A 19,850-nucleotide genomic window follows, 5' to 3' on the forward strand; every position below is an offset into this window, starting at 1 on the left:
AGCGCGTCGCAATCTTTCAGATCGCTCCTCGCGCTTTAGGCTTTATTTCCGCGCAAGTCGTTGTCGCAAAACCGCCGCGCAGTTTTGCGCGACATGCTTTTAGTGCGCCTCGTCCCAATTGGTGGCGGCGCGGGCATCGACCCTCAGCGGCACGCGCATTTCCAGCGCCGGCATGGTGGCGTTTTCCATGACCGAGACGATGACGGGCATCGCCTTTTCGACATCCTCGTCCTCGACCTCGAAGATGAGTTCGTCATGTACCTGCAGCAGCATGCGGACGCGATCGGCAAGGCCGACTTCAACAAGCGCCGGCTCTATCTTGATCATTGCCCGGCGGATGACGTCGGCAGCCGAGCCCTGGATCGGCGCGTTGATGGCCGCACGCTCGTTAAAGGCACGCACGGATGGATTGGAAGAGCGGATTTCGGGATAGTTGATGCGGCGGCCGAAGATCGTTTCGACATAACCCTTGTCGCGCGCCATGGCCTTTCGGCTCTCCATATAGTCGCGGATGCCGGGGAAACGCTCGAAATACTTCTTGATGTAGTCGCCGGCTTCCGAACGCTCGATCGAAAGCTGATTGGCAAGCCCGAAGGCCGAGATGCCGTAGATGATGCCGAAGTTGATCGCCTTGGCGCGGCGGCGCACCTCTCCCGGCATGCCTTCCACCGGCACGCCGAACATTTCCGACGCCGTCATGGCGTGGATGTCGACGCCGTCTTCGAAGGCCTTGGTCAGCTGCGGGATCTCGGCCACATGGGCAAGCACGCGCAGTTCGATCTGGCTGTAGTCGGCGGAGATCAGCTTGTGGCCAGGCGTCGAGATGAAGGCGGTGCGAATCTTGCGGCCTTCTGCCGTGCGCACCGGAATGTTCTGCAGGTTCGGCTCGGACGAGGACAGGCGCCCCGTGGTCGTCGATGCCAGCGAATAGGAGGTGTGGACCCGCTTCGTCTCGGGGTGAACATAACCCGGAAGCGCGTCGGTATAGGTGGATTTCAGCTTGGTGACCTGGCGCCAGTCGACGATCTTGCGCGGCAATTCGAAACCGGCGGCGGCCAGATCCTCGAGCACCTGCGCGGAAGTGGACCATTGCCCGGTCTTCGTCTTGCTGCCGCCGGAAAGGCCCATCTTGCCGAACAGGATATCGCCCAGCTGCTTCGGCGAGCCGATGTTGAACCGTTCGCCGGCCAGCACGTAGATCTCGTCCTCCAGCCTTGCTGCACTCTGGGCCAGCTCGCCGGAGAGCCGCGACAGGATCTGCCGATCGACGGTGATGCCGCGCGCTTCCATACGCGCCAGCACCGGCAATAGCGGCCGCTCCAGCCGTTCATAGACACTGGTCAGCCCTGCCGCCGCCAGCCGCGGCTTCAGCACCAGCCAGAGGCGCAGCGTCACGTCGGCATCTTCGGCGGCATAGTGGGTGGCGCGGTCGATATCGACCAGATCGAAGGTGACATTCGCCTTGCCGCTGCCCGCCACGTCCTTGTAGGGGATCGGGGTATGGCCGAGGAATTTTTCCGAGAGCGGGTCCATGCCATGCGCGCCGGTGCCGGCGTCGAGCACGTAGGAGATCAGCATCGTGTCGTCGAAACTCCTGGTCTCGATGCCGTAGCGCTTCATCAGCAGGTAATCGTATTTCAGGTTCTGGGCGACCTTGAGAACCGATTCGTCTTCCAGCAATGCCTTCAGCCGTGGCAGGGCATCGCTCATCGGGATCTGGTTTTCGGCAAGGCCGCCGCCGAGCAGATCGCCGACGCCGTTCTTGTGGACGAGCGGCACATAGGCGGCGCGGATCTTCGTGCCGGTGGGATCGGCCGTATTGTCGGCGATCGCCAGCGAAAAGCCGACAAGCTCGGCCTGCATCGCATCCAGCGACGTGGTCTCGGTATCGAAAGCAACGAGGCCGGTGGCGCGCGCATCGGCAATCCAGCGGTCGAGCGTCGCCAGGTCGCGGATCGTGACATAGGCCGAATGATCGAAGGGCAGCGTCGCAAAGGCCTCGGCCCGCGCCTTGGCAAGATCGGCGGGCGAAAAGGCGCCTTCGACCGCGGTCTTCGCCTTTGCACGCGACGGCACCGGCACGGATTCGCCCGATACCTCGGGAATGCCGCCGGCAACGGGCTCGGGCTCGGCCGCATCGAGATCCGGGCCGCGGGCCTTCTCACCCCATTCGATGCGGACGATCGCCGGTTCGATGGCGCCGGCATCGCAATCGCAGGCCTCGGCGACGCGGCGCGTCAGCGTGGTGAATTCCATCGTCTTCAGGAAGCCGATCAGCTTCGGGCCGTTCTGCGGTTCCAGCACCAGCGCGTCGAGATCGAGATCGAGCGGCACATCGGTGCGCAACCGCACGAGGTCGCGCGAGAGCCTGGCCATGTCGATATTGGCGAGGATCGTCTCACGGCGCTTGACCTGCTTGATCTCGGTGGCGCGTTCGAGCAGCGTATCGAGATCGCCGTATTCCTCGAGAAGCTGGGCGGCGGTTTTCGGGCCGATGCCGGGAATGCCGGGAACATTGTCGACCGAATCGCCGGTCATCGCCTGCAGGTCGATCATCTTTTCCGGCGGCACGCCCCATTTCTCAACGACATCGGGAATGCCGATCTGCTTGTCCTTCATGCTGTCATACATATGGACATTGGGGCTGACGAGCTGCATCAGATCCTTGTCGGAGGAGACGATGGTGACATCGGCGCCGGTCGCTTCGGCCTGGCGGGCATAGGTGGCGATGATGTCGTCGGCCTCGAAGCCTTCGGTCTCGATGCAGGGCAGATTGAAGGCGCGGGTCGCCTCGCGGATGAGGCCGAATTGCGGGATGAGCTCTTCCGGCGGAGCGGAGCGGTTCGCCTTGTAAGCGTCGTAGAGATCCTTGCGAAACGTCTTGGCCGAATAATCGAAGATGACGGCAAGATGTGTCGGCGTGACGCCGACATCGGTATTGCGCGCGTCCCTCAGCAGCTTCCACAGCATGTTGCAGAAACCGGACACGGCGCCGATCGGCAGGCCGTCGGTCTTGCGGGTCAGCGGCGGCAGTGCATGAAACGCCCGGAAGATGAATCCGGAACCATCGATTAGGAAGAGGTGATCGCCTTTTTTCATGCGTGCATGGATAGCGCGGGCATGGGACGAGGTCCATATAGAGTTCGGCATAAAGTTCGGCGCGCGAAAAGGATTATGGCGCTCGGAGCGTCACACAGCGCCGCGCGTCTTTTCGGACGTGCAAAGGACGCTGAGCACTTGGCGTTGCTGCATAATTTTATCCTTCCATCGATTCCGATCTCAGGAATTGTGCGGCAGAGATTCCGGCTCACCAAACTGTTACCGATTTGTAACGATCGCCCTCCCTTGAAAAACCACATTCTGAGCCACAAATCCATGTCACCGGCGCTTGATCGCGTCGCGGGTCTGATTACCGGCTTGTCCCCCGCCGCGTCAGGCTTGGACAAAGGCCTTATCCCCCTCTCCGGGCCTTTGTCCCCACTTTAAAGTCGCCATGGCCAACCTCCAGGCCATGGCGACTTTTGTTTTTTCGAGGCACTCGAAATTCTGCTCGCCGCTTGCATGTTTAGGAGCATCGTATGCGATTTGCTGCATTGTCTCCGGCATGGTTTTGAGCCTAACTTGCAATCATGGGATTTAACCGCATGGATTCGGGAGCCTACCTTGCCAGCCAGCTGGCGAAGGGTTTTGCTCGCTCGCTGCACCAGCGCGCGGTCGGGCTCGGTTTTTCTCCGGGGCAGTTCCCCATTCTGCTGGAACTCTGGGCCGAGGACGGGCTGACCCAGAAACAGCTTCTCGAGCGGGTCGATATCGAGCAGGCGACCATGGCCAATACGCTTTCGCGCATGGTCCGCGACGGGTTGATCGAACGCCGGCCGCATCCGTCCGACAAGCGGGCGCAGCTGCTCTTCCTGACGCCGAGGGCGCGCGCCATGGAGGCCGAGGCGATCGAGACCGCACGGGAGGCCGATCTTGCGCTGTTTAAAGGTTTCCGGGTTTTCGAGCGTGAGCTGACGCTTGAATATATCCGCCGGCTTCTGGAAAACGCCAAGGCGCTCTGACCACTGCATAATTCCTTAAATCGGAATGGCGCTGTAAGATCACTCACCAGCACCCTGTGCGCGTCGCAATGAGGACACGCCGGTTTCGATCTGTGCGGTCACGACGTTTTCGTGGGCGGCAAGCTTGATGCTCGGCTCGATATCCGGCTTGCCGAGTAAAAGGCCCTGCACTTGCGCGCAACCTTCCTCGACGACGATCCGGCGCTGCATCTCGGTTTCCACGCCCTCCGTCACGACAGGCATGCCGAGGCTATGACCAAGGCCGATGATGGCGCGCACGATCGAGCGTGCCGCCGCATCATGTTCCAGCACGCCGGTGAAACTGCGGTCGACCTTGATCTTGTCGAAAGGAAATGAACGCAGGTTGGAAAGCGAGGAAAAACCGGTGCCGAAATCATCCATGACGATGTGCACGCCGAGCTTGTGCAGCCGCAGCAGCGTCGTCATCACCCGGTCGCGATCGCGAATGAGGGCCGCCTCGGTGATCTCGAGCTCCAGCCGGCTGGGCGCAAGCCCGGTTTCGGCAAGGATCGCCTCGATCCGCTCGCAGAGGTTCGGCAGCATGAATTGCACCGGCGAGAGATTGACGGCGATCATCAACGGCAGCGGCCAGCGCACAGCCTCCCTGCAGGCCTGCTGCAACACCCATTCGCCGAGTTGGACGATCGAGCCGCTTTCCTCGGCGATCGGGATGAAGATATCGGGCTCGGTCAGGCCGTGACCTGGCCGGTTCCAGCGCATCAGGGCCTCGTAGCCGCCGATCTCGCCGCTCAGCGCATCGAGGATCGGCTGATAGCTGACATGGATCTGGTTGCGGATGATCGCATGGCGCAGTTCGCTTTCGATCTGGCGGCGGTTCCGTGCCGCCTTATCCATTTCCGCGTCGAAGAAACAGATCTTGCCGCGACCGTCATGCTTGACGCGGTAGAGTGCAGTATCGGCATTGTTGCAGAGTTCTTCAGCAGCAACCCCATCCGCAGGATAGAGTGCAATGCCGACGCTGACGCCGACGGCGGTCGGGTCACGCGCCGTGTCCATTTCGGCGGCAAATTCGGCGAGGATATCAGCCGCAAGCTTTTGCGCCGCCGCCGGCTGCTGCCCGGCGGGCTGAATGATGGCGAATTCATCGCCGCCGAGGCGGGCGATCGTATCGCTTTCATCGGCCACGCGGCGCAGGATCGAGGCGACCTTGCGGAGAATATGGTCGCCTTCGGCATGGCCGAAGATATCGTTGACGGCCTTGAAGCGATCGAGGTCGAGATAGAAAAGGGCAACCTCGCTGTTCTTTCGTTCGGCCATCTGCAGCGCCTGCCGGATGCGGGTATCGAACAGCGACCTGTTCGGCAGATCGGTGAGCACGTCGTGGTGGGCGAGATGCTCGATCATCTCCTCTGCCTGCCTGCGCTCGGTGAGATCACGCACCGCCAGCACCTCGCAATTGTGCCCGCGATAGACGATCCTGCTCGCGGTCACGTCGACGGCGATCTCCCTGCCGTTCCTGGTGTTGAGCAGCGTCTCGCTGGGTCCGTTCTGCCCCGTCCCCTGAGTAGCGGTCAAAACAGCCGAGGGCGCCTTGCCTGCAAGACCGGCAAGCTTCCAGCCGGAAAGCTCCTGGAAGCGTTCATTGGCATCGATGATCCGGCCTTCCCGCAGGATCAGCAGCCCTTCCTGCGAAGCATTCGCGAGCCCCCTCAGATCCGTCAGGTGGCTTTCGATAAAGACCACCGCGAGCGCAATGAGTATGAGTGTCGTCGCCGCCACAACGACGATCGCAGCAAGCAGGCTGGCATCGAGCACCGTTGCCGGAAGCTCTTTACCGGGATCCGGCACGAGCGTGATGCTGGCCATAGAGATGAAATGGAGAGCGCAGATCGCGAGGACAAAAGTGATTGACGAGGCGAGGAGCCGCCTTAGTCCCTTCAATTGGAAAAAGGCGTGGAAGGCGGCGCTCGACAACAGCGCTCCTGCGAGAACCGCACTCAGCGTCATCAAGGGATCATAAAGGATTGCCGCCTGCGTTTCGATCGCCTGCATGCCGGTCAGGTGCATGGAGGCGATGCCGAGCGCCATCAGGACGCCACCGCGGATGCGAGAAAACCTGCCGCGGCTTTCCGAAGCGACGAGGATCGCCGCCCACGAACCGACAACCGACAGGAGGAAAGAAAGCGCCGTCAGGCCCAGTTGGTAGCCGATCGGCATGCCGCCGTCATAGGCCAGCATCGCGATGAAGTGCGTTGCCCATACGCCGGTGCCGAAAGCAAAAGCCGAGGCGCCGATCCAGAGCTTGCGCCGCCCGGCATCGCATTCCTGGGCGCGGGAAAGCAGCAGCATAGCCGCCATAGCGCCGACCAGGCAGACCGCGGCCGCCGCAAGCACCAGCCGCCAATCGTGGTTGTCCCGAATACATGTAATGACCGAAAACATCCGAACCTCGCACAGCTGAATTCGGTCAGGCTATTTAGGTTGTACTAAATAACTGTAAATTGAATTAGAATTCACTTTTATATTATCCAGCAAACCTTCCTGATATTAGTCTAAGCCCCGCCGACATTTCGCGCCGCCGATTTTTTGTTTTTCCGCCTCGCCTGCCTTTCTGGTTTGGTCTATCGTCCGGCCGAATTTCAAAAAGGAGTCGAAAATGACCGATGTAAACCAGGTGCTTGCGCGCGCGGATCAGAACCTTTCATCGAGCCTCGACAAGCTGTTCGAACTTCTGCGCATCCAGTCGATTTCCACCGATCCCGCCTATAAGGCCGAATGCCGAAAGGCCGCCGAATGGCTCGTCGCCTATCTTGAAGGGCTAGGCTTTACGGCCTCGGTCCGCGACACGCCCGGCCATCCGATGGTGGTCGCCCACCATGCCGGCGCTTCCGCCGATGCGCCGCATGTTCTCTTCTACGGCCATTACGACGTTCAGCCGGTCGACCCGATCGAGCTCTGGGAAAACGACCCCTTCGAGCCATCGATCAAGGATGTCGGCGAGGGCCGCAAGATCCTGACCGGCCGCGGCACCTCCGACGACAAGGGCCAGTTGATGACCTTCGTCGAGGCTTGCCGGGCCTATAAGGAGATCAACGGCGCGCTTCCCTGCCGCGTCACCATCCTCTTCGAGGGCGAGGAGGAGTCCGGCTCGCCGTCCCTGAAGCCCTTCCTCGAAGCCAACGCCGCCGAGCTCAAGGCCGATTATGCGCTGGTCTGCGATACCGGCATGTGGGACCGCGACACGCCGGCGATCGCCGCAGCGTTGCGCGGCCTCGTCGGCGAGGAAGTGATCGTGACGGCCGCCGACCGCGACCTGCATTCCGGTCTCTTCGGCGGCGCGGCAGCCAATCCGATCCATATTCTCGTCGAGGCTCTTGCCGGTCTGCATGACGAGACGGGCCGCATTACGCTTGACGGTTTCTATGACGGTGTCGAGGAAACGCCTGAAAACATCAAGGCCTCATGGGAGACGCTCGGCAAGACCGCGGAGAGCTTCCTCGGCGAAGTCGGCCTCTCCATCCCATCCGGAGAAAAGGGCCGTTCGGTGCTGGAACTCACCTGGGCGCGGCCGACCGCCGAAATCAACGGCATCTGGGGCGGCTATACCGGCGAAGGCTTCAAGACGGTGATCGCCGCCAAGGCTTCGGCCAAGGTTTCGTTCCGGCTTGTCGGCACGCAGGATCCGGCCGCCATTCGCAAGGCTTTCCGCAGCTATATTAGCTCGAAGATTCCCGCCGATTGCTCGGTGGAGTTCCATCCGCATGGCGGCTCGCCGGCGATCCATCTTTCCTATGATTCGCCTGTTCTCACCAAGGCGAAGAACGCGCTTTCCGACGAGTGGCCGAAACCCGCCATCGTCATCGGCATGGGCGGGTCGATCCCGATCGTCGGAGATTTCCAGAAGATGCTTGGCATGGAATCGCTGCTCGTCGGCTTCGGCCTCAGCGATGATCGTATCCACTCGCCGAACGAGAAATACGAGCTTATCTCCTACCACAAGGGCATCCGCTCCTGGGTGCGGATTCTTCAGGCGCTCGCCGCCTGAGCGGAATTGGCTCGCCTTGCATGCCGGCGTGCCAGCAAAGGCGCACAACAAAAAGGCCGGTTCGACCCGGCCTTTCTTCATCCGCTCACCTCAGTGCCAGTTCATCCGTGGTCAAGGAGCAAGCGGGTATTGCAATGAGATTGCCGCCGAAAGGTTAACGAACCGTTAACAATGCCCTAAAGCACCACGCGCGGCTACAAGGCGCCGACAGACATTTCGCCGTTCAAGCTGCGCTCATCGCGAGCGACATATAAGCCATTGAAAGATAAGACGAATGATGACGCCCTGACAGCTGCGGCGATCGCTCTGTCTTTTGTATCAATGGCATATGCCAAGGAAACGCGGCCAAGCGCTGCTTGAAAAACGTGCCAACAAGGACTGAGAAGCGTGAAAAAACTCTTTGTTAAAATCGCAGCGGCCGGCCTGCTTATGCTGGTTCCCGCCATAGCGCAGGCTGCCGAGGGCTACTCGACGGCGAACGTCAACATGCGTGCCGGTCCGAGCACCCGTTATCCTGCCGTCGCGGTCATCCCGGCCGGTTCCTCCGTCGAGATCCGCGGATGCCTTTCCGACGTCAACTGGTGCGACGTAGAATTCTACGGCGGCCGCGGCTGGGTTTCCGGCCAGTATGTGCAGGCCCTCTACCAACAGCGCCGCGTCTATGTCGGCCCGCAATATTACCGTCCGCTCGGCATTCCGATGATTCGCTTCAGCGTCGACAATTATTGGGACCGCTACTACCGCAACCGCGATTTCTATCGCGACCGTGACCGCTGGAGCCGCGGCCCGGACTATTACTATCGCGACCGCGACAATCGGGATCGCGACCGCGATCGGGATAACCGGGATCGCGGCCGTAACTGGCGCGAGCGGGATGGCGACCGAGATGGGCGCGACCGCGATCGTGACTGGCGCGACGACAATCAAAGGGGCGATCGGCAAAGGGACGATCGACAAAGAGGTGAACGGCAGAGGGACGACCGGAGAGGCGATGATCGCAGGCCGGACCGCAGGAATTTTGATTGCCGCCCCGGCGATCCCTCCTGCGACCAATGAGACAGAAAGGGGACGCAGCGCCGTCCTCTTCCGAGGCTTGAAACCAAGGGAAAACGCCTAAGAAAAAGCCCGGCGCTCCCTTGGGAGGGATGCACCGGGCCTGATGTCGATCGGCGCGCGTTGAGGGGAGACGGCCGATCATTCGCGGGACGTGAGGGGCTGTCCCGCTTCTTCATAAACAATCGCGAGGCCTATTGGTTCCGCCTGCTGCATAATTCCTTGAAGCAGAATCGATTTGAGGAAACACTATGCGGCAATTCAATGTGTTACAGCCTTTTTTATGTCTCTCGAAAAGACGCGCGGCACTGAAAAATGCGTCGTATCATCCGTGATTCACGTGACGCACTGCAGGTCTTTTTTTCATGAGCGTGCGAATTGGCCGGTGAGCGCAAGATAAGAGCCGCCGGGGAAGCATCGATCCGCGAATGCGGTCACCGACAATTTGATGTGAGGCCATCGCGAAGCTCTTGTCTTGCGGGATTGTTTATTGCACTTTTGTGAAGTTGCGGATTGATCTCAATCCGTTCGAGGCTGGACCCTGATGACGCAAGACTACCTGGCTTTCCTCGGGCTTTTTGCCCCTCGGGCAGCCGCCATAGATGTTACCGTTTGGCATAAACACAATCCGATCTTGCCTGTACGCCTTACCGATGGGGCAAACCTCAACCCTTCCGGTCAGATCTGGCGCCGCTTTCATCTGGGCGAGTGGGAATATAAACAGGACCCGGAAACGCTCGACGATTACGAGGCCCGTCAGTTCTGAAGGCAATGCTGTCGCGGCGCGGTCTGCTTTACTTTCCATTATTAATACCCCGTTAAATCGCCGCATTTACAGTTCAGTCGGATGATCACGGCGGCACTCAAAGTGCTCCAGCGTCCTTTGCGCGCCTGAAAAGACGCGCGGCGCTGCAGAAGAGCGCCGTTATGCGAAGTTGGCTTCGCGATCGAACATGGGGTGTGACCGGTCCGCGATGGCAGGCAGAGGCAGATCAGGCGACAGAATAGAACCCTCCTTCAGCGGCCGCCCGGCGCGCGACGATGACGAATTCTCCCTCGATGCCGACGATCGCATCGCCGGAGGCCGATCTCAGCGCCGCGGCGGCTCGAAACCCCCGCCGCAGCGCGCCGCCCCCCGGCGGCGGCGCGAGCCGCGGGAGCGTGAAGGCGGCGGGTTTTTCGGTTTCATGCGCCGCATGATCTACTGGTGCGTCGTGCTTTTCATCTGGGCCGGCATCGGCGTTGCCGGGCTCGTGGTCTATTATGGCTCACGCATGCCGAGCGCCAGCACCTGGGCGATCCCGGAGCGGCCGCCGAACGTCAAGATCACCGCTGTCGACGGCAGCGTCATTGCCAATCGCGGCGCCACCGGCGGCGAGGCGCTGTCGCTCGAAAACATGTCGCCCTATATTCCGGAAGCCGTCATCGCCATCGAGGATCGGCGTTTCTATTCGCATTTCGGCGTCGATCCGCTCGGCCTCGGCCGGGCTATCGTGACCAATCTCACGGCTGGCCACATGGTCCAGGGTGGCTCGACGCTGACGCAGCAGCTTGCCAAGAACCTCTTCCTCTCGCCTGAAAGAACGCTGGAACGCAAGGTGCAGGAGGTGCTGCTCTCGCTCTGGCTGGAGCAGAAATACACCAAGGATCAGATCCTTGCCATGTATCTCAACCGGGTGTTCTTCGGATCGAACGCCTATGGCGTCGAGGCCGCCTCGCGCCGCTACTTCAACAAATCGGCGCGTGACGTAAACCTCGGCGAGGCCGCGGTTCTGGCCGGCCTGCTCAAGGCGCCGTCGCGGCTCTCGCCGGCCCGCGATGCGGAAGCTGCGAATGCACGCGCCCAACTCGTGCTCGCGGCGATGCGCGAACAGGGTTTCATCACCGATTCCGAGGTCAAGACGGCGATGTCGCAGACCCCGGCTTCGGCCAAGAGTTACTGGTCCGGCGCCGGACACTATGTCGCCGACATGGTGATGGATCAGCTGCCGGGTCTGATCGGCGACGTCAAGGAAGACGTCATCGTCGATACGACCATCGACAAGTCGCTGGAAAAGAAGGCCGAGCAATCGCTGGTCGACGTGCTCGACAAGGAGGGCGGCAAGCTCGACGCCTCGCAGGCGGCCCTCGTCTCGATCGACGGCACCGGCGCGATCCGGGCGCTCGTCGGCGGCAGGGATTATGCGACGAGCCAGTTCAACCGCGCCGTCAAGGCCAAACGCCAGCCGGGTTCCTCGTTCAAGCCCTTCGTCTATGCCGCAGCACTCGAGAAGGGGCTGACGCCCTATTCGGTGTTCAACGACGCGCCGATCCGGATCGGCGACTGGACGCCCGAAAATTACGAGAAAAAGTACAATGGCGAAGTGACGCTGGCGACCGCGCTTGCCAAGTCGCTGAACACGGTGGCCGCCCAGCTGGTGATGTATGACGGGCCGGAGCAGGTGATCAAGCTTGCCCACCGGCTCGGGATCGAAAGCGAGCTGCAGCCGAACGCCTCGATCGCGCTCGGCACGTCCGAGGTGTCGCTGATGGAACTCACCGCCTCCTATGCCGCCTTCATGAACGGCGGCTACAAGGCGACGCCGCACGTCATCCGCCGGGTAACGACGGCCGAGGGCAAGGTTCTCTACGAAAATACCTATGACAGCCCGCCGCGCGTGCTGTCCGAGCAGATCGCCGCCGAAATGGATACGATGATGATGGGCGTCATCGACAACGGCACCGGCAAGAGCGCCAAGATCCCCGGCTGGCAGGCGGCCGGAAAGACCGGTACGACGCAGAATTCGCGCGACGCGCTCTTCGTCGGCTTCACCAGCAATCTCACCACGGGGGTCTGGTTCGGCAATGACGACGGCAAGCCGATGAAGAAGGTGACCGGCGGCGGCTTGCCCGCCAAGGCCTGGAAGGAATTCATGATCGCCGCCCACAAGGGTCTTTCGCCAGCACCGCTCTTCGGCAACGGCCAATTGATCGCTGATCCGAACAATGGTCAGCCGATGGCTGAGGCACCGGGTAATGGGCAGTCGGGCAGCGCACAGCCGATGACGGCGGAGGCGCCGTCATCGACGATCGGCGGCATCATTTCCGGCGTCTTCGGCGGCGACGACAATGCAAATCGCTATCCGCAAGCGCCTGTCCGGCAGCAGGGGGCGACCTCCGGCAACGGCCCGGTTCCGCCCGCAGACATTGCCGAAGGCGGCGGTTCTGGCTATGAGGGCATGGTGCCGCCCGGCGATGTCGGGGGTGCGCAGACCACCTCTTCGGTCCAGCCGCGGCGCACGACGCTGCTCGATCTGATCATGGGCCAGTGAGATCTTTGCTGCATGCCCGGCACAAGCCCGATGCTCTTAAGCGCGCCGCAACCTTTCAGATTCGCGCCTCGCACTTTTGCGCAACAGGGCCTAAAAAACGACCGCTTTCCAGACATGGGGCGACCTCTCTCCCGACTACTGTAAAAATTGAACGCAACACATTCGTTTTGCTGGATTCCGGGGCATTTCTCGCCTTGCAGTCCAGAAAACCGCTCCTTATATACGCCGCATCACCGCAATCACGATTGCGTAATCTCAAGTAGACCCATCCCGTAAGGGGCTGTCAGGGAAATGCCTTCTCGGGGTTCCGACAGCTTGCTTCAAGGAGAGAATGACATGGCAAAAGTAATTGGTATCGACCTTGGAACGACGAATTCCTGCGTCGCAGTCATGGACGGCAAGGACGCGAAGGTTATCGAGAATGCGGAAGGTGCGCGTACGACCCCTTCCATGGTGGCATTTTCCGATGATGGCGAGCGCCTCGTCGGCCAGCCGGCCAAGCGCCAGGCAGTCACCAACCCGACGAATACGCTCTTTGCAGTCAAGCGCCTGATCGGCCGCCGCTACGAAGATCCGACCGTCGAGAAGGACAAGCACCTCGTTCCCTTCACCATCGTCAAGGGCGACAATGGCGACGCCTGGGTCGAAGCCAATGGCAAGGGCTACTCGCCCGCACAGATTTCCGCGATGATCCTTCAGAAGATGAAGGAAACCGCCGAATCCTATCTCGGCGAAAAGGTCGAGAAGGCCGTCATCACCGTTCCCGCCTACTTCAACGACGCGCAGCGCCAGGCAACCAAGGATGCCGGCCGCATCGCCGGTCTTGAAGTGCTGCGCATCATCAACGAGCCGACTGCAGCCGCACTCGCCTACGGTCTCGACAAGAAAGAAGGCAAGACGATTGCCGTCTACGACCTTGGCGGCGGCACCTTCGATATTTCGATCCTCGAGATCGGCGACGGCGTCTTCGAAGTGAAGTCCACCAACGGCGATACCTTCCTCGGCGGTGAAGACTTCGACATGCGCCTCGTCGAATATCTCGTCGGCGAGTTCAAGAGAGACAACGGCATCGACCTGAAGAACGACAAGCTTGCCCTGCAGCGCCTCAAGGAAGCTGCGGAAAAGGCAAAGATCGAGCTTTCGTCCTCGCAGCAGACCGAAATCAACCTGCCGTTCATCACGGCCGACGCCTCCGGCCCGAAGCATCTGACGCTGAAGCTGACCCGCGCCAAGCTCGAAAGCCTGGTCGACGATCTCGTCCAGCGGACGATCGCGCCGTGCAAGGCAGCGCTCAAGGATGCCGGTGTTACCGCTGCCGAAATCGACGAAGTGGTTCTCGTCGGCGGCATGAGCCGCATGCCGAAGGTACAGGAAGTGGTCAAGCAGCTGTTCGGCAAGGAGCCGCACAAAGGTGTCAACCCGGATGAAGTGGTAGCGCTTGGCGCCGCCATCCAGGCCGGCGTTCTGCAGGGCGACGTCAAGGACGTCCTGCTCCTCGACGTGACACCGCTGTCGCTCGGCATCGAGACGCTGGGTGGTGTCTTCACCCGGCTGATCGAACGCAACACGACGATCCCGACGAAGAAGAGCCAGACGTTTTCGACCGCCGAAGACAACCAGCAGGCCGTGACCATCCGCGTTTCGCAGGGCGAGCGTGAAATGGCTGCCGACAACAAGCTGCTCGGTCAGTTCGACCTCGTCGGTCTGCCGCCGTCGCCGCGCGGCATGCCGCAGATCGAAGTCACCTTCGACATCGACGCCAACGGCATCGTCCAGGTTTCGGCCAAGGACAAGGGCACCGGCAAGGAACAGCAGATCCGCATCCAGGCTTCCGGCGGTCTTTCCGACGCCGACATCGAGAAGATGGTCAAGGATGCCGAAGCCCATGCCACCGAAGACAAGAAGCGCCGCGAGGCGGTCGAAGCCCGGAACCAGGCTGAAAGCCTGATCCATTCCTCGGAAAAGTCGCTGAAGGATTACGGTGACAAGGTTTCCGAGGCCGACCGCACCGCAATCTCGGATGCGATCGCTGCGCTGAAGACGGCGTCGGAAGCGTCCGAGCCGGATGCCGACGACATCAAGGCAAAGACCCAGACGCTGATGGAAGTATCAATGAAGCTCGGCCAGGCGATCTATGAAGCACAGCAGGCCGAAGGCGGCGCTGCCGGTGATGCCTCCGCGGAAAGCGGCGACAATGTCGTCGATGCCGACTACGAGGAAATCAAGGACGACGACCGCAAGAAGTCCGCGTAATCCGCGACGGCGTGGTTATGCTTCAACATCTGATCCGGCTGCTCACCATGGCAGCCGGAAATCCATTTCCGGGGTTTAATCCTTAATGGCAAAAGCGGACTTTTACGAAACTCTGGGTGTAGCCAAGTCGGCGGACGAGAAAGAGCTGAAGAGCGCCTTTCGCAAATTGGCGATGAAATACCATCCGGACAAGAACCCGGATGACAAGGACGCCGAACGGAAGTTCAAGGAAATCAACGAAGCCTACGAGATGCTCAAGGACCCGCAGAAGCGGGCGGCCTATGATCGCTATGGTCATGCGGCCTTCGAGCATGGCGGCATGGGCGGCGGTGGCGGCGGATTTGCCGGCGGCGGTTTCTCCGACATTTTCGAGGATATCTTCGGCGAGATGATGGGTGGAGGGCGCGCGCGCCAGCGCTCATCGGGCGGCCGCGAACGCGGCGCCGATCTTCGCTATAACATGGAAATAACGCTGGAGGAGTCTTTCTCCGGCAAGACGGCGCAGATCCGCGTTCCGACGTCGATCACCTGCGACATCTGTTCGGGTTCAGGCGCCAAGCCCGGCACGCAGCCCAAGAACTGCGGCACCTGCCAGGGAACGGGGCGCGTGCGCGCGGCACAGGGCTTCTTCTCGATCGAACGGACCTGCCCGACCTGCCACGGCCGCGGCCAGATCATTCCCGATCCGTGCCCGAAGTGCCACGGCCAGGGCCGGGTGACGGAAGAGCGTTCGCTCTCGGTCAATATTCCCGCCGGCATCGAGGACGGCACCCGCATCCGCCTGCAGGGCGAAGGCGAGGCCGGCGCCCGCGGCGGACCGGCAGGCGACCTCTATATCTTCCTGTCCGTCAAACCGCATGAATTCTACCAGCGCGACGGAGCCGATCTCTATTGCGCCGTTCCGATCTCGATGACGACGGCCGCGCTCGGCGGTACCTTCGACGTGGCGACGCTCGACGGCACCAAATCACGCGTCACCGTGCCCGAGGGCACCCAGGTCGGCAAACAGTTCCGCCTCAAGGGCAAGGGCATGCCGGTGCTGCGTTCGGTGCAGACGGGCGACCTCTACATCCAGATCCAGATCGAGACGCCGCAAAAGCTCACTAAGCGCCAGCGCGAACTGCTTCAGGAATTCGAGCAGCTTTCCTCCAAGGAGAACAATCCCGAATCGACGGGCTTCTTTGCCCGCATGAAGGAATTCTTCGAAGGCTGAGCCGCGATCGACATGCCCATTACGAAAGCCGGGACGGAAACGTCTCCGGCTTTTTTGTTTTAAGAATCCTGATTTGCGACATTCGCCGTCCATGCCGGCGAATCTGTCCCGGATCGATACGGCAGCGGGTGGGACGACGACTTGCGTTAACGCAGCCAGATGATGCCGCTTGCAAGTTTTCCAAATGAATTCAGTCTCTGCCGTCAGTGCATTACCCCGGCGGGCCGGAATCGATTTCGGGGTCATGCACCAAATCAAAGTGATAGAGCGTCCTTAGCGCTAGCGGGAACAAACAAACCAAGGGTATCGACCATGGCGCCAGCCTTTTCATCTCAGTCCGAAGACGTCGACGTTCTCGCCGGCGCCATCTACACATGGTGCGCCGAGCGCAACATCAAGCTTCGCAGCCAGCAAGGCCTTTCCATCGCCAGCATTGCGATCGACCTCTATCATGCCGGCCACCAGACGCAGGACGATTTGCTGATGGCGCTGCACGAATGCGAGATTCACTGAAGCGCGCGGCAGCCAACCTCAATCAGGCAGTCTGCTACCGGTCTTGTCCTGATGCACGTCATCCCTCCAAGACCGCTGCACACCCGCAGGTATCCGGAAATCATCCAGACCTTGAATAGGTCGTGCTTTCCGTGCGAACCATGATCCAAGCTGCAGTGGAATCAGGCGGCGGTTTCGGCCGCTTCGCCCGTCATGAGGGTGACGATAGTCTTGACCGCTTCCTTGCCTGCCGGTGAGTTCAGCTTGTCGTAGCTCAGCGCAAGCGCATAGGCGTCGGGGCTGAGTTCGACACGGCTGCCGAATGGCGACATGCCGGCACCCTCGAAGAGAGCAGAAATCTCGACGTCGAGAAAAACCGCGATCTGATGCAGCTTGCTGGCGGAAACGCGGTTCGCCCCCTTTTCGTATTTCTGGATCTGCTGGAAAGTCAGTCCGAGTGCTTCGCCAAGCTCGAGCTGGGACACGCGGCGAAGGGCGCGAAACTGTCTGACGTTGCGACCGACGATAATATCAACCGGATCTGGCACTTCATCACTCTCTTATACATAAACGTTCCGTTTACCATATCGTTTGCACCGGATAACTCAACCCTGCAGTTGCAAAATTCAACCAACTTTTTTTGGGCTTTACGTTACGTCAGTAGCCTTGAGGATGGCGGCAAACCTTGAATATCCGGCGCTGGACGACATTGGCAACGACTGTCGACGGGATCGGTTTGGCGATGTCAGGCCATCGCCGATGGTTGTATTTTTAACCGAATTCCGAAAGTGCCGTGGCTGCCGTTCCATCGGGAGGATGTCGGACACAAAAAGCTGCCAGCCTTGCCATCAGCGCCGCTTCGGCTTAGCTGTCACCCTTTATGATTCCGGACATTCGATGCCGCACAAGGTTTCTCTTTCCCGTCTGAAGCTGACAGACTTCCGCAACTATGTGGCGGCGGCCCTTGCCCTTGATGGTCGGCATGCCGTGCTGACAGGAGACAACGGCGCCGGCAAGACCAATCTCATGGAGGCCGTCTCGTTGCTTTCGCCTGGCCGCGGTCTGCGCCGCGCGGCTTACGGCGACATTACCCGCGTCGGCGCGGCCGGCGGCTTTTCGATCTTCGCCGCGCTCGACGGCATGGAGGGCGACGTCGAGATCGGCACCGGCATCGAAACGGGCGAGGAGACCACCGCCCGCAGGCTGCGCATCAATGGCACGACGGCAAAGACTGCCGACGAACTGACCGACCATCTGCGCCTTCTCTGGCTGACACCGGCGATGGACGGGCTCTTTACCGGCGCCTCTTCCGACCGGCGCCGCTTTCTCGACCGTCTGGTGCTGTCGCTCGATCCCGCCCATGGCCGCCGCGCCAGCGATTTCGAGCGCGCCATGCGCAGCCGCAACAAATTGCTGGATGAAGGGCGCTTCGATCCCTCCTGGCTTGCCGGCATCGAGGAGCAGATGGCAAGCCTCGGCATCGCCATGGCGCTCGCCCGGCAGGAGATGCTCGGCCTGCTGACCCGACTGATCGAGGAAACCCGCGAAACGTCGCCCTTCCCTTCGGCATCGCTGCAGCTCTCGGGCTTCATGGACGGTCAGTTCTCGCGCCCTTCGGTCGACCTTGAGGACGACTACGCGGCGATGCTGGCGGAGAGCCGCTACCGCGATGCCGGCGCAGGGCGCACGCTCGAGGGACCACACCGGGCCGATCTCATCGTGCATCACCGCGAAAAGGCGATGGAGGCGGAGCGTTGCTCCACCGGCGAGCAGAAAGCGCTGCTTGTCGGCCTGGTGCTTGCGCATGCGCGGCTCGTCGGCAATCTCACCGGCCATGCGCCGATCCTGCTGCTCGACGAGATCGCGGCCCATCTCGACGAGGGCCGCCGCGCCGCGTTATTCGACCTTATCGACGGGCTCGGCGGCCAGGCCTTCATGACCGGAACGGATCGCGCGATGTTTTCAGCACTCGGCGACAGGGCGCAGTTTTTCACGGTTTCCGACGGAAGGGTGTTCGAATGACCGAGGCGGCTTTTCCCGGCGTCGGGCGTCATGATAACATCGGCGCCATGGAACCGCTCAGCCCGGAAGAAATCGCGCGCTATCACCGCCACATCCTGCTGCCCGAGATCGGCGGCGCCGGCCAGCAGAAACTGAAAGCCGCCCGCGTGCTGGTGATCGGCGCCGGTGGCCTCGGTGCGCCGGTCCTGCAATATCTGGCCGCAGCCGGCGTCGGCACGCTCGGGATCGTCGACGACGACCGGGTGTCGCTGTCGAACCTGCAGCGCCAGGTGATCCATGATTCCGGCACGATCGGCGAACTGAAGACGGAGAGTGCCGCCTTCGCCATCGCCAGGCTCAATCCGCATGTCCGACTGATCCGCTTCGAGGAACGCTTTTCCCCGGAGGCCGCCCGCCGTCAGCTCTCAGGCTTCGATCTGCTGATCGACGGCTCCGACAATTTCGACACGCGTTATGCCGCAGCCGATGCGGCGGAAGAAGCGCGCATCCCGCTCGTCACCGGCGCCGTCGGGCGCTTCGACGGCTCGCTGACGGTTCTCAAGCCCTATGAAACGGCTGAGGATGGAACGCCCAACCCCAGATATCGCGACCTGTTTCCGGAAGCGCCGCCAGCCGGATTGATTCCTGCATGCGCCGAGGCCGGCATCATCGGCGCGCTGACCGGCGTCATCGGCACGATGATGGCGATGGAGGCGATCAAACTCGTCACCGGCACCGGCGAACCGCTGGTCGGACGGTTGCTGCTCTACGACGCGCTCTCGGCCCGCTTCGACACCATCCGCTACAAACGGCGCCGTGGAACACAGAGACAGGCCGGATGAGGATTATCCGTCTGGATGGGACCTTCACGCGCTGGGACGAGCTGCTTGCACTCATCCTTGCCGCCTTTGCCTCCATGAACGGCAGGATCGACCCGCCATCTTCGGCGCTCAAGCTGACGACGGCATCGCTGGCCGAAAAGGCCGGGACCGAGATCGGCCATGTCGCCATCGACGGCGAAAAGCTGGTCGGCTGCCTGTTCCTGCGGCCGGAGGCCGATTGTCTCTATGTCGGCAAGCTCGCCGTTCTGCCCGACGCGCAGGGCAAAGGCCTCGGCAAACGGCTGCTGACAATTGCCGAGGAGACCGCTGCGGCACTCGGCCTTCCCGCCTTGCGGCTGGAAACGCGCATCGAACTCACCGACAATCACGCCGTCTTTGCCGCCTGCGGATTTTCCAGAACCGCCGAAAAGGCCCATCCCGGCCTTGCCAGGACGACGTTCATCGAGATGCGCAAGATCCTTGCATCTTGATGCGCCTCGCGTGATTCGATCCTGAAATGCGCTTAGAGCGGTTCAGCGTTTAACGGAAGCGCAGGACCGCTCTAGCCTTTTGTTTTTACGCAATTCCGGACGAAAAACCGCTTCGCACTTTTCCTGG

14 protein-coding genes are annotated in these 19,850 nt (G+C 61.3%); 11 read left to right on the forward strand and 3 right to left on the reverse strand.

Annotated features, from left to right (window positions below):
• Positions 1-99: 99 nt before the first annotated feature.
• Positions 100-3,099 carry a DNA polymerase I gene (polA, locus tag OLZ32_RS37645; protein ID WP_264425437.1) on the reverse strand — a complete coding sequence of 1,000 codons (3,000 nt, stop codon included), beginning with the start codon at positions 3,097-3,099 and terminating at the stop codon, positions 100-102.
• Positions 3,100-3,644: 545 nt separating this feature from the next.
• On the opposite strand from polA, the gene OLZ32_RS37650 reads away from it, so the two are divergent.
• Complete coding sequence (locus OLZ32_RS37650; protein ID WP_003544385.1) at positions 3,645-4,061, forward strand: MarR family winged helix-turn-helix transcriptional regulator; 417 nt, start codon at positions 3,645-3,647, stop codon at positions 4,059-4,061.
• 39 nt (positions 4,062-4,100) lie between these two features.
• Here OLZ32_RS37650 and OLZ32_RS37655 read toward each other — a convergent pair whose 3' ends face one another.
• Complete coding sequence (locus OLZ32_RS37655; RefSeq protein ID WP_003544383.1) at positions 4,101-6,485, reverse strand: bifunctional diguanylate cyclase/phosphodiesterase; 2,385 nt, start codon at positions 6,483-6,485, stop codon at positions 4,101-4,103.
• A gap of 214 nt (positions 6,486-6,699) precedes the next feature.
• Here OLZ32_RS37655 and OLZ32_RS37660 point away from each other — a divergent pair, with 214 nt between their 5' ends.
• The 7 genes from OLZ32_RS37660 to OLZ32_RS37690 all read left to right on the forward strand — a co-directional run bounded on the left by OLZ32_RS37660 (position 6,700) and on the right by OLZ32_RS37690 (position 16,431).
• Positions 6,700-8,088, forward strand: a complete 1,389-nt coding sequence (locus OLZ32_RS37660) for a dipeptidase (RefSeq protein ID WP_264425441.1) — start codon at positions 6,700-6,702, stop codon at positions 8,086-8,088.
• A 387-nt stretch (positions 8,089-8,475) separates the two neighbouring features.
• Positions 8,476-9,144, forward strand: a complete 669-nt coding sequence (locus tag OLZ32_RS37665; protein WP_003544380.1) for an SH3 domain-containing protein — start codon at positions 8,476-8,478, stop codon at positions 9,142-9,144.
• Between the two features lie 541 nt (positions 9,145-9,685).
• Positions 9,686-9,907, forward strand: coding sequence for a hypothetical protein (locus OLZ32_RS37670; protein WP_003544378.1), 222 nt, complete (start codon positions 9,686-9,688; stop codon positions 9,905-9,907).
• Positions 9,908-10,115: 208 nt separating this feature from the next.
• The gene (locus tag OLZ32_RS37675) at positions 10,116-12,452 is read left to right on the forward strand and encodes a transglycosylase domain-containing protein (RefSeq protein WP_264425443.1); all 2,337 of its coding nucleotides are present in this window, start codon (positions 10,116-10,118) and stop codon (positions 12,450-12,452) included.
• 336 nt (positions 12,453-12,788) lie between these two features.
• Positions 12,789-14,705, forward strand: coding sequence for a molecular chaperone DnaK (gene dnaK, locus OLZ32_RS37680; RefSeq protein WP_011649970.1), 1,917 nt, complete (start codon positions 12,789-12,791; stop codon positions 14,703-14,705).
• Between the two features lie 85 nt (positions 14,706-14,790).
• A complete protein-coding gene (gene dnaJ / locus OLZ32_RS37685; protein WP_003544371.1) occupies positions 14,791-15,918 on the forward strand; it encodes a molecular chaperone DnaJ in 1,128 nt (375 codons plus the stop codon).
• Between the two features lie 312 nt (positions 15,919-16,230).
• Positions 16,231-16,431, forward strand: a complete 201-nt coding sequence (locus OLZ32_RS37690) for a hypothetical protein (protein ID WP_003544370.1) — start codon at positions 16,231-16,233, stop codon at positions 16,429-16,431.
• Between the two features lie 161 nt (positions 16,432-16,592).
• On the opposite strand, the gene OLZ32_RS37695 is transcribed toward OLZ32_RS37690, so the two are convergent.
• Complete coding sequence (locus tag OLZ32_RS37695; RefSeq protein WP_003544369.1) at positions 16,593-16,958, reverse strand: helix-turn-helix domain-containing protein; 366 nt, start codon at positions 16,956-16,958, stop codon at positions 16,593-16,595.
• Positions 16,959-17,307: 349 nt separating this feature from the next.
• Between OLZ32_RS37695 and recF the strand changes: the two genes are divergently transcribed.
• Genes recF through OLZ32_RS37710 form a run of 3 tightly spaced genes read left to right on the forward strand, consistent with a single transcriptional unit; the run spans position 17,308 to position 19,723 of the window.
• Entirely contained in the window at positions 17,308-18,432 is a 1,125-nt protein-coding gene (recF, locus tag OLZ32_RS37700) for a DNA replication/repair protein RecF (RefSeq protein WP_026160068.1), read from the forward strand.
• Complete coding sequence (locus OLZ32_RS37705; protein ID WP_003544367.1) at positions 18,429-19,253, forward strand: molybdopterin-synthase adenylyltransferase MoeB; 825 nt, start codon at positions 18,429-18,431, stop codon at positions 19,251-19,253. The genes recF and OLZ32_RS37705 overlap by 4 nt, the downstream gene beginning before the upstream one ends.
• Positions 19,250-19,723: a GNAT family N-acetyltransferase gene (locus tag OLZ32_RS37710; RefSeq protein ID WP_264425448.1), complete on the forward strand. Its 474-nt coding sequence runs from the start codon at positions 19,250-19,252 to the stop codon at positions 19,721-19,723. Before OLZ32_RS37705 ends, OLZ32_RS37710 begins: the two co-directional genes overlap by 4 nt.
• Positions 19,724-19,850 lie beyond the last annotated feature (127 nt).

This window comes from Rhizobium acaciae (genome assembly GCF_025941625.1).
In the GTDB taxonomy this organism is placed as follows: domain Bacteria; phylum Pseudomonadota; class Alphaproteobacteria; order Rhizobiales; family Rhizobiaceae; genus Rhizobium; species Rhizobium acaciae.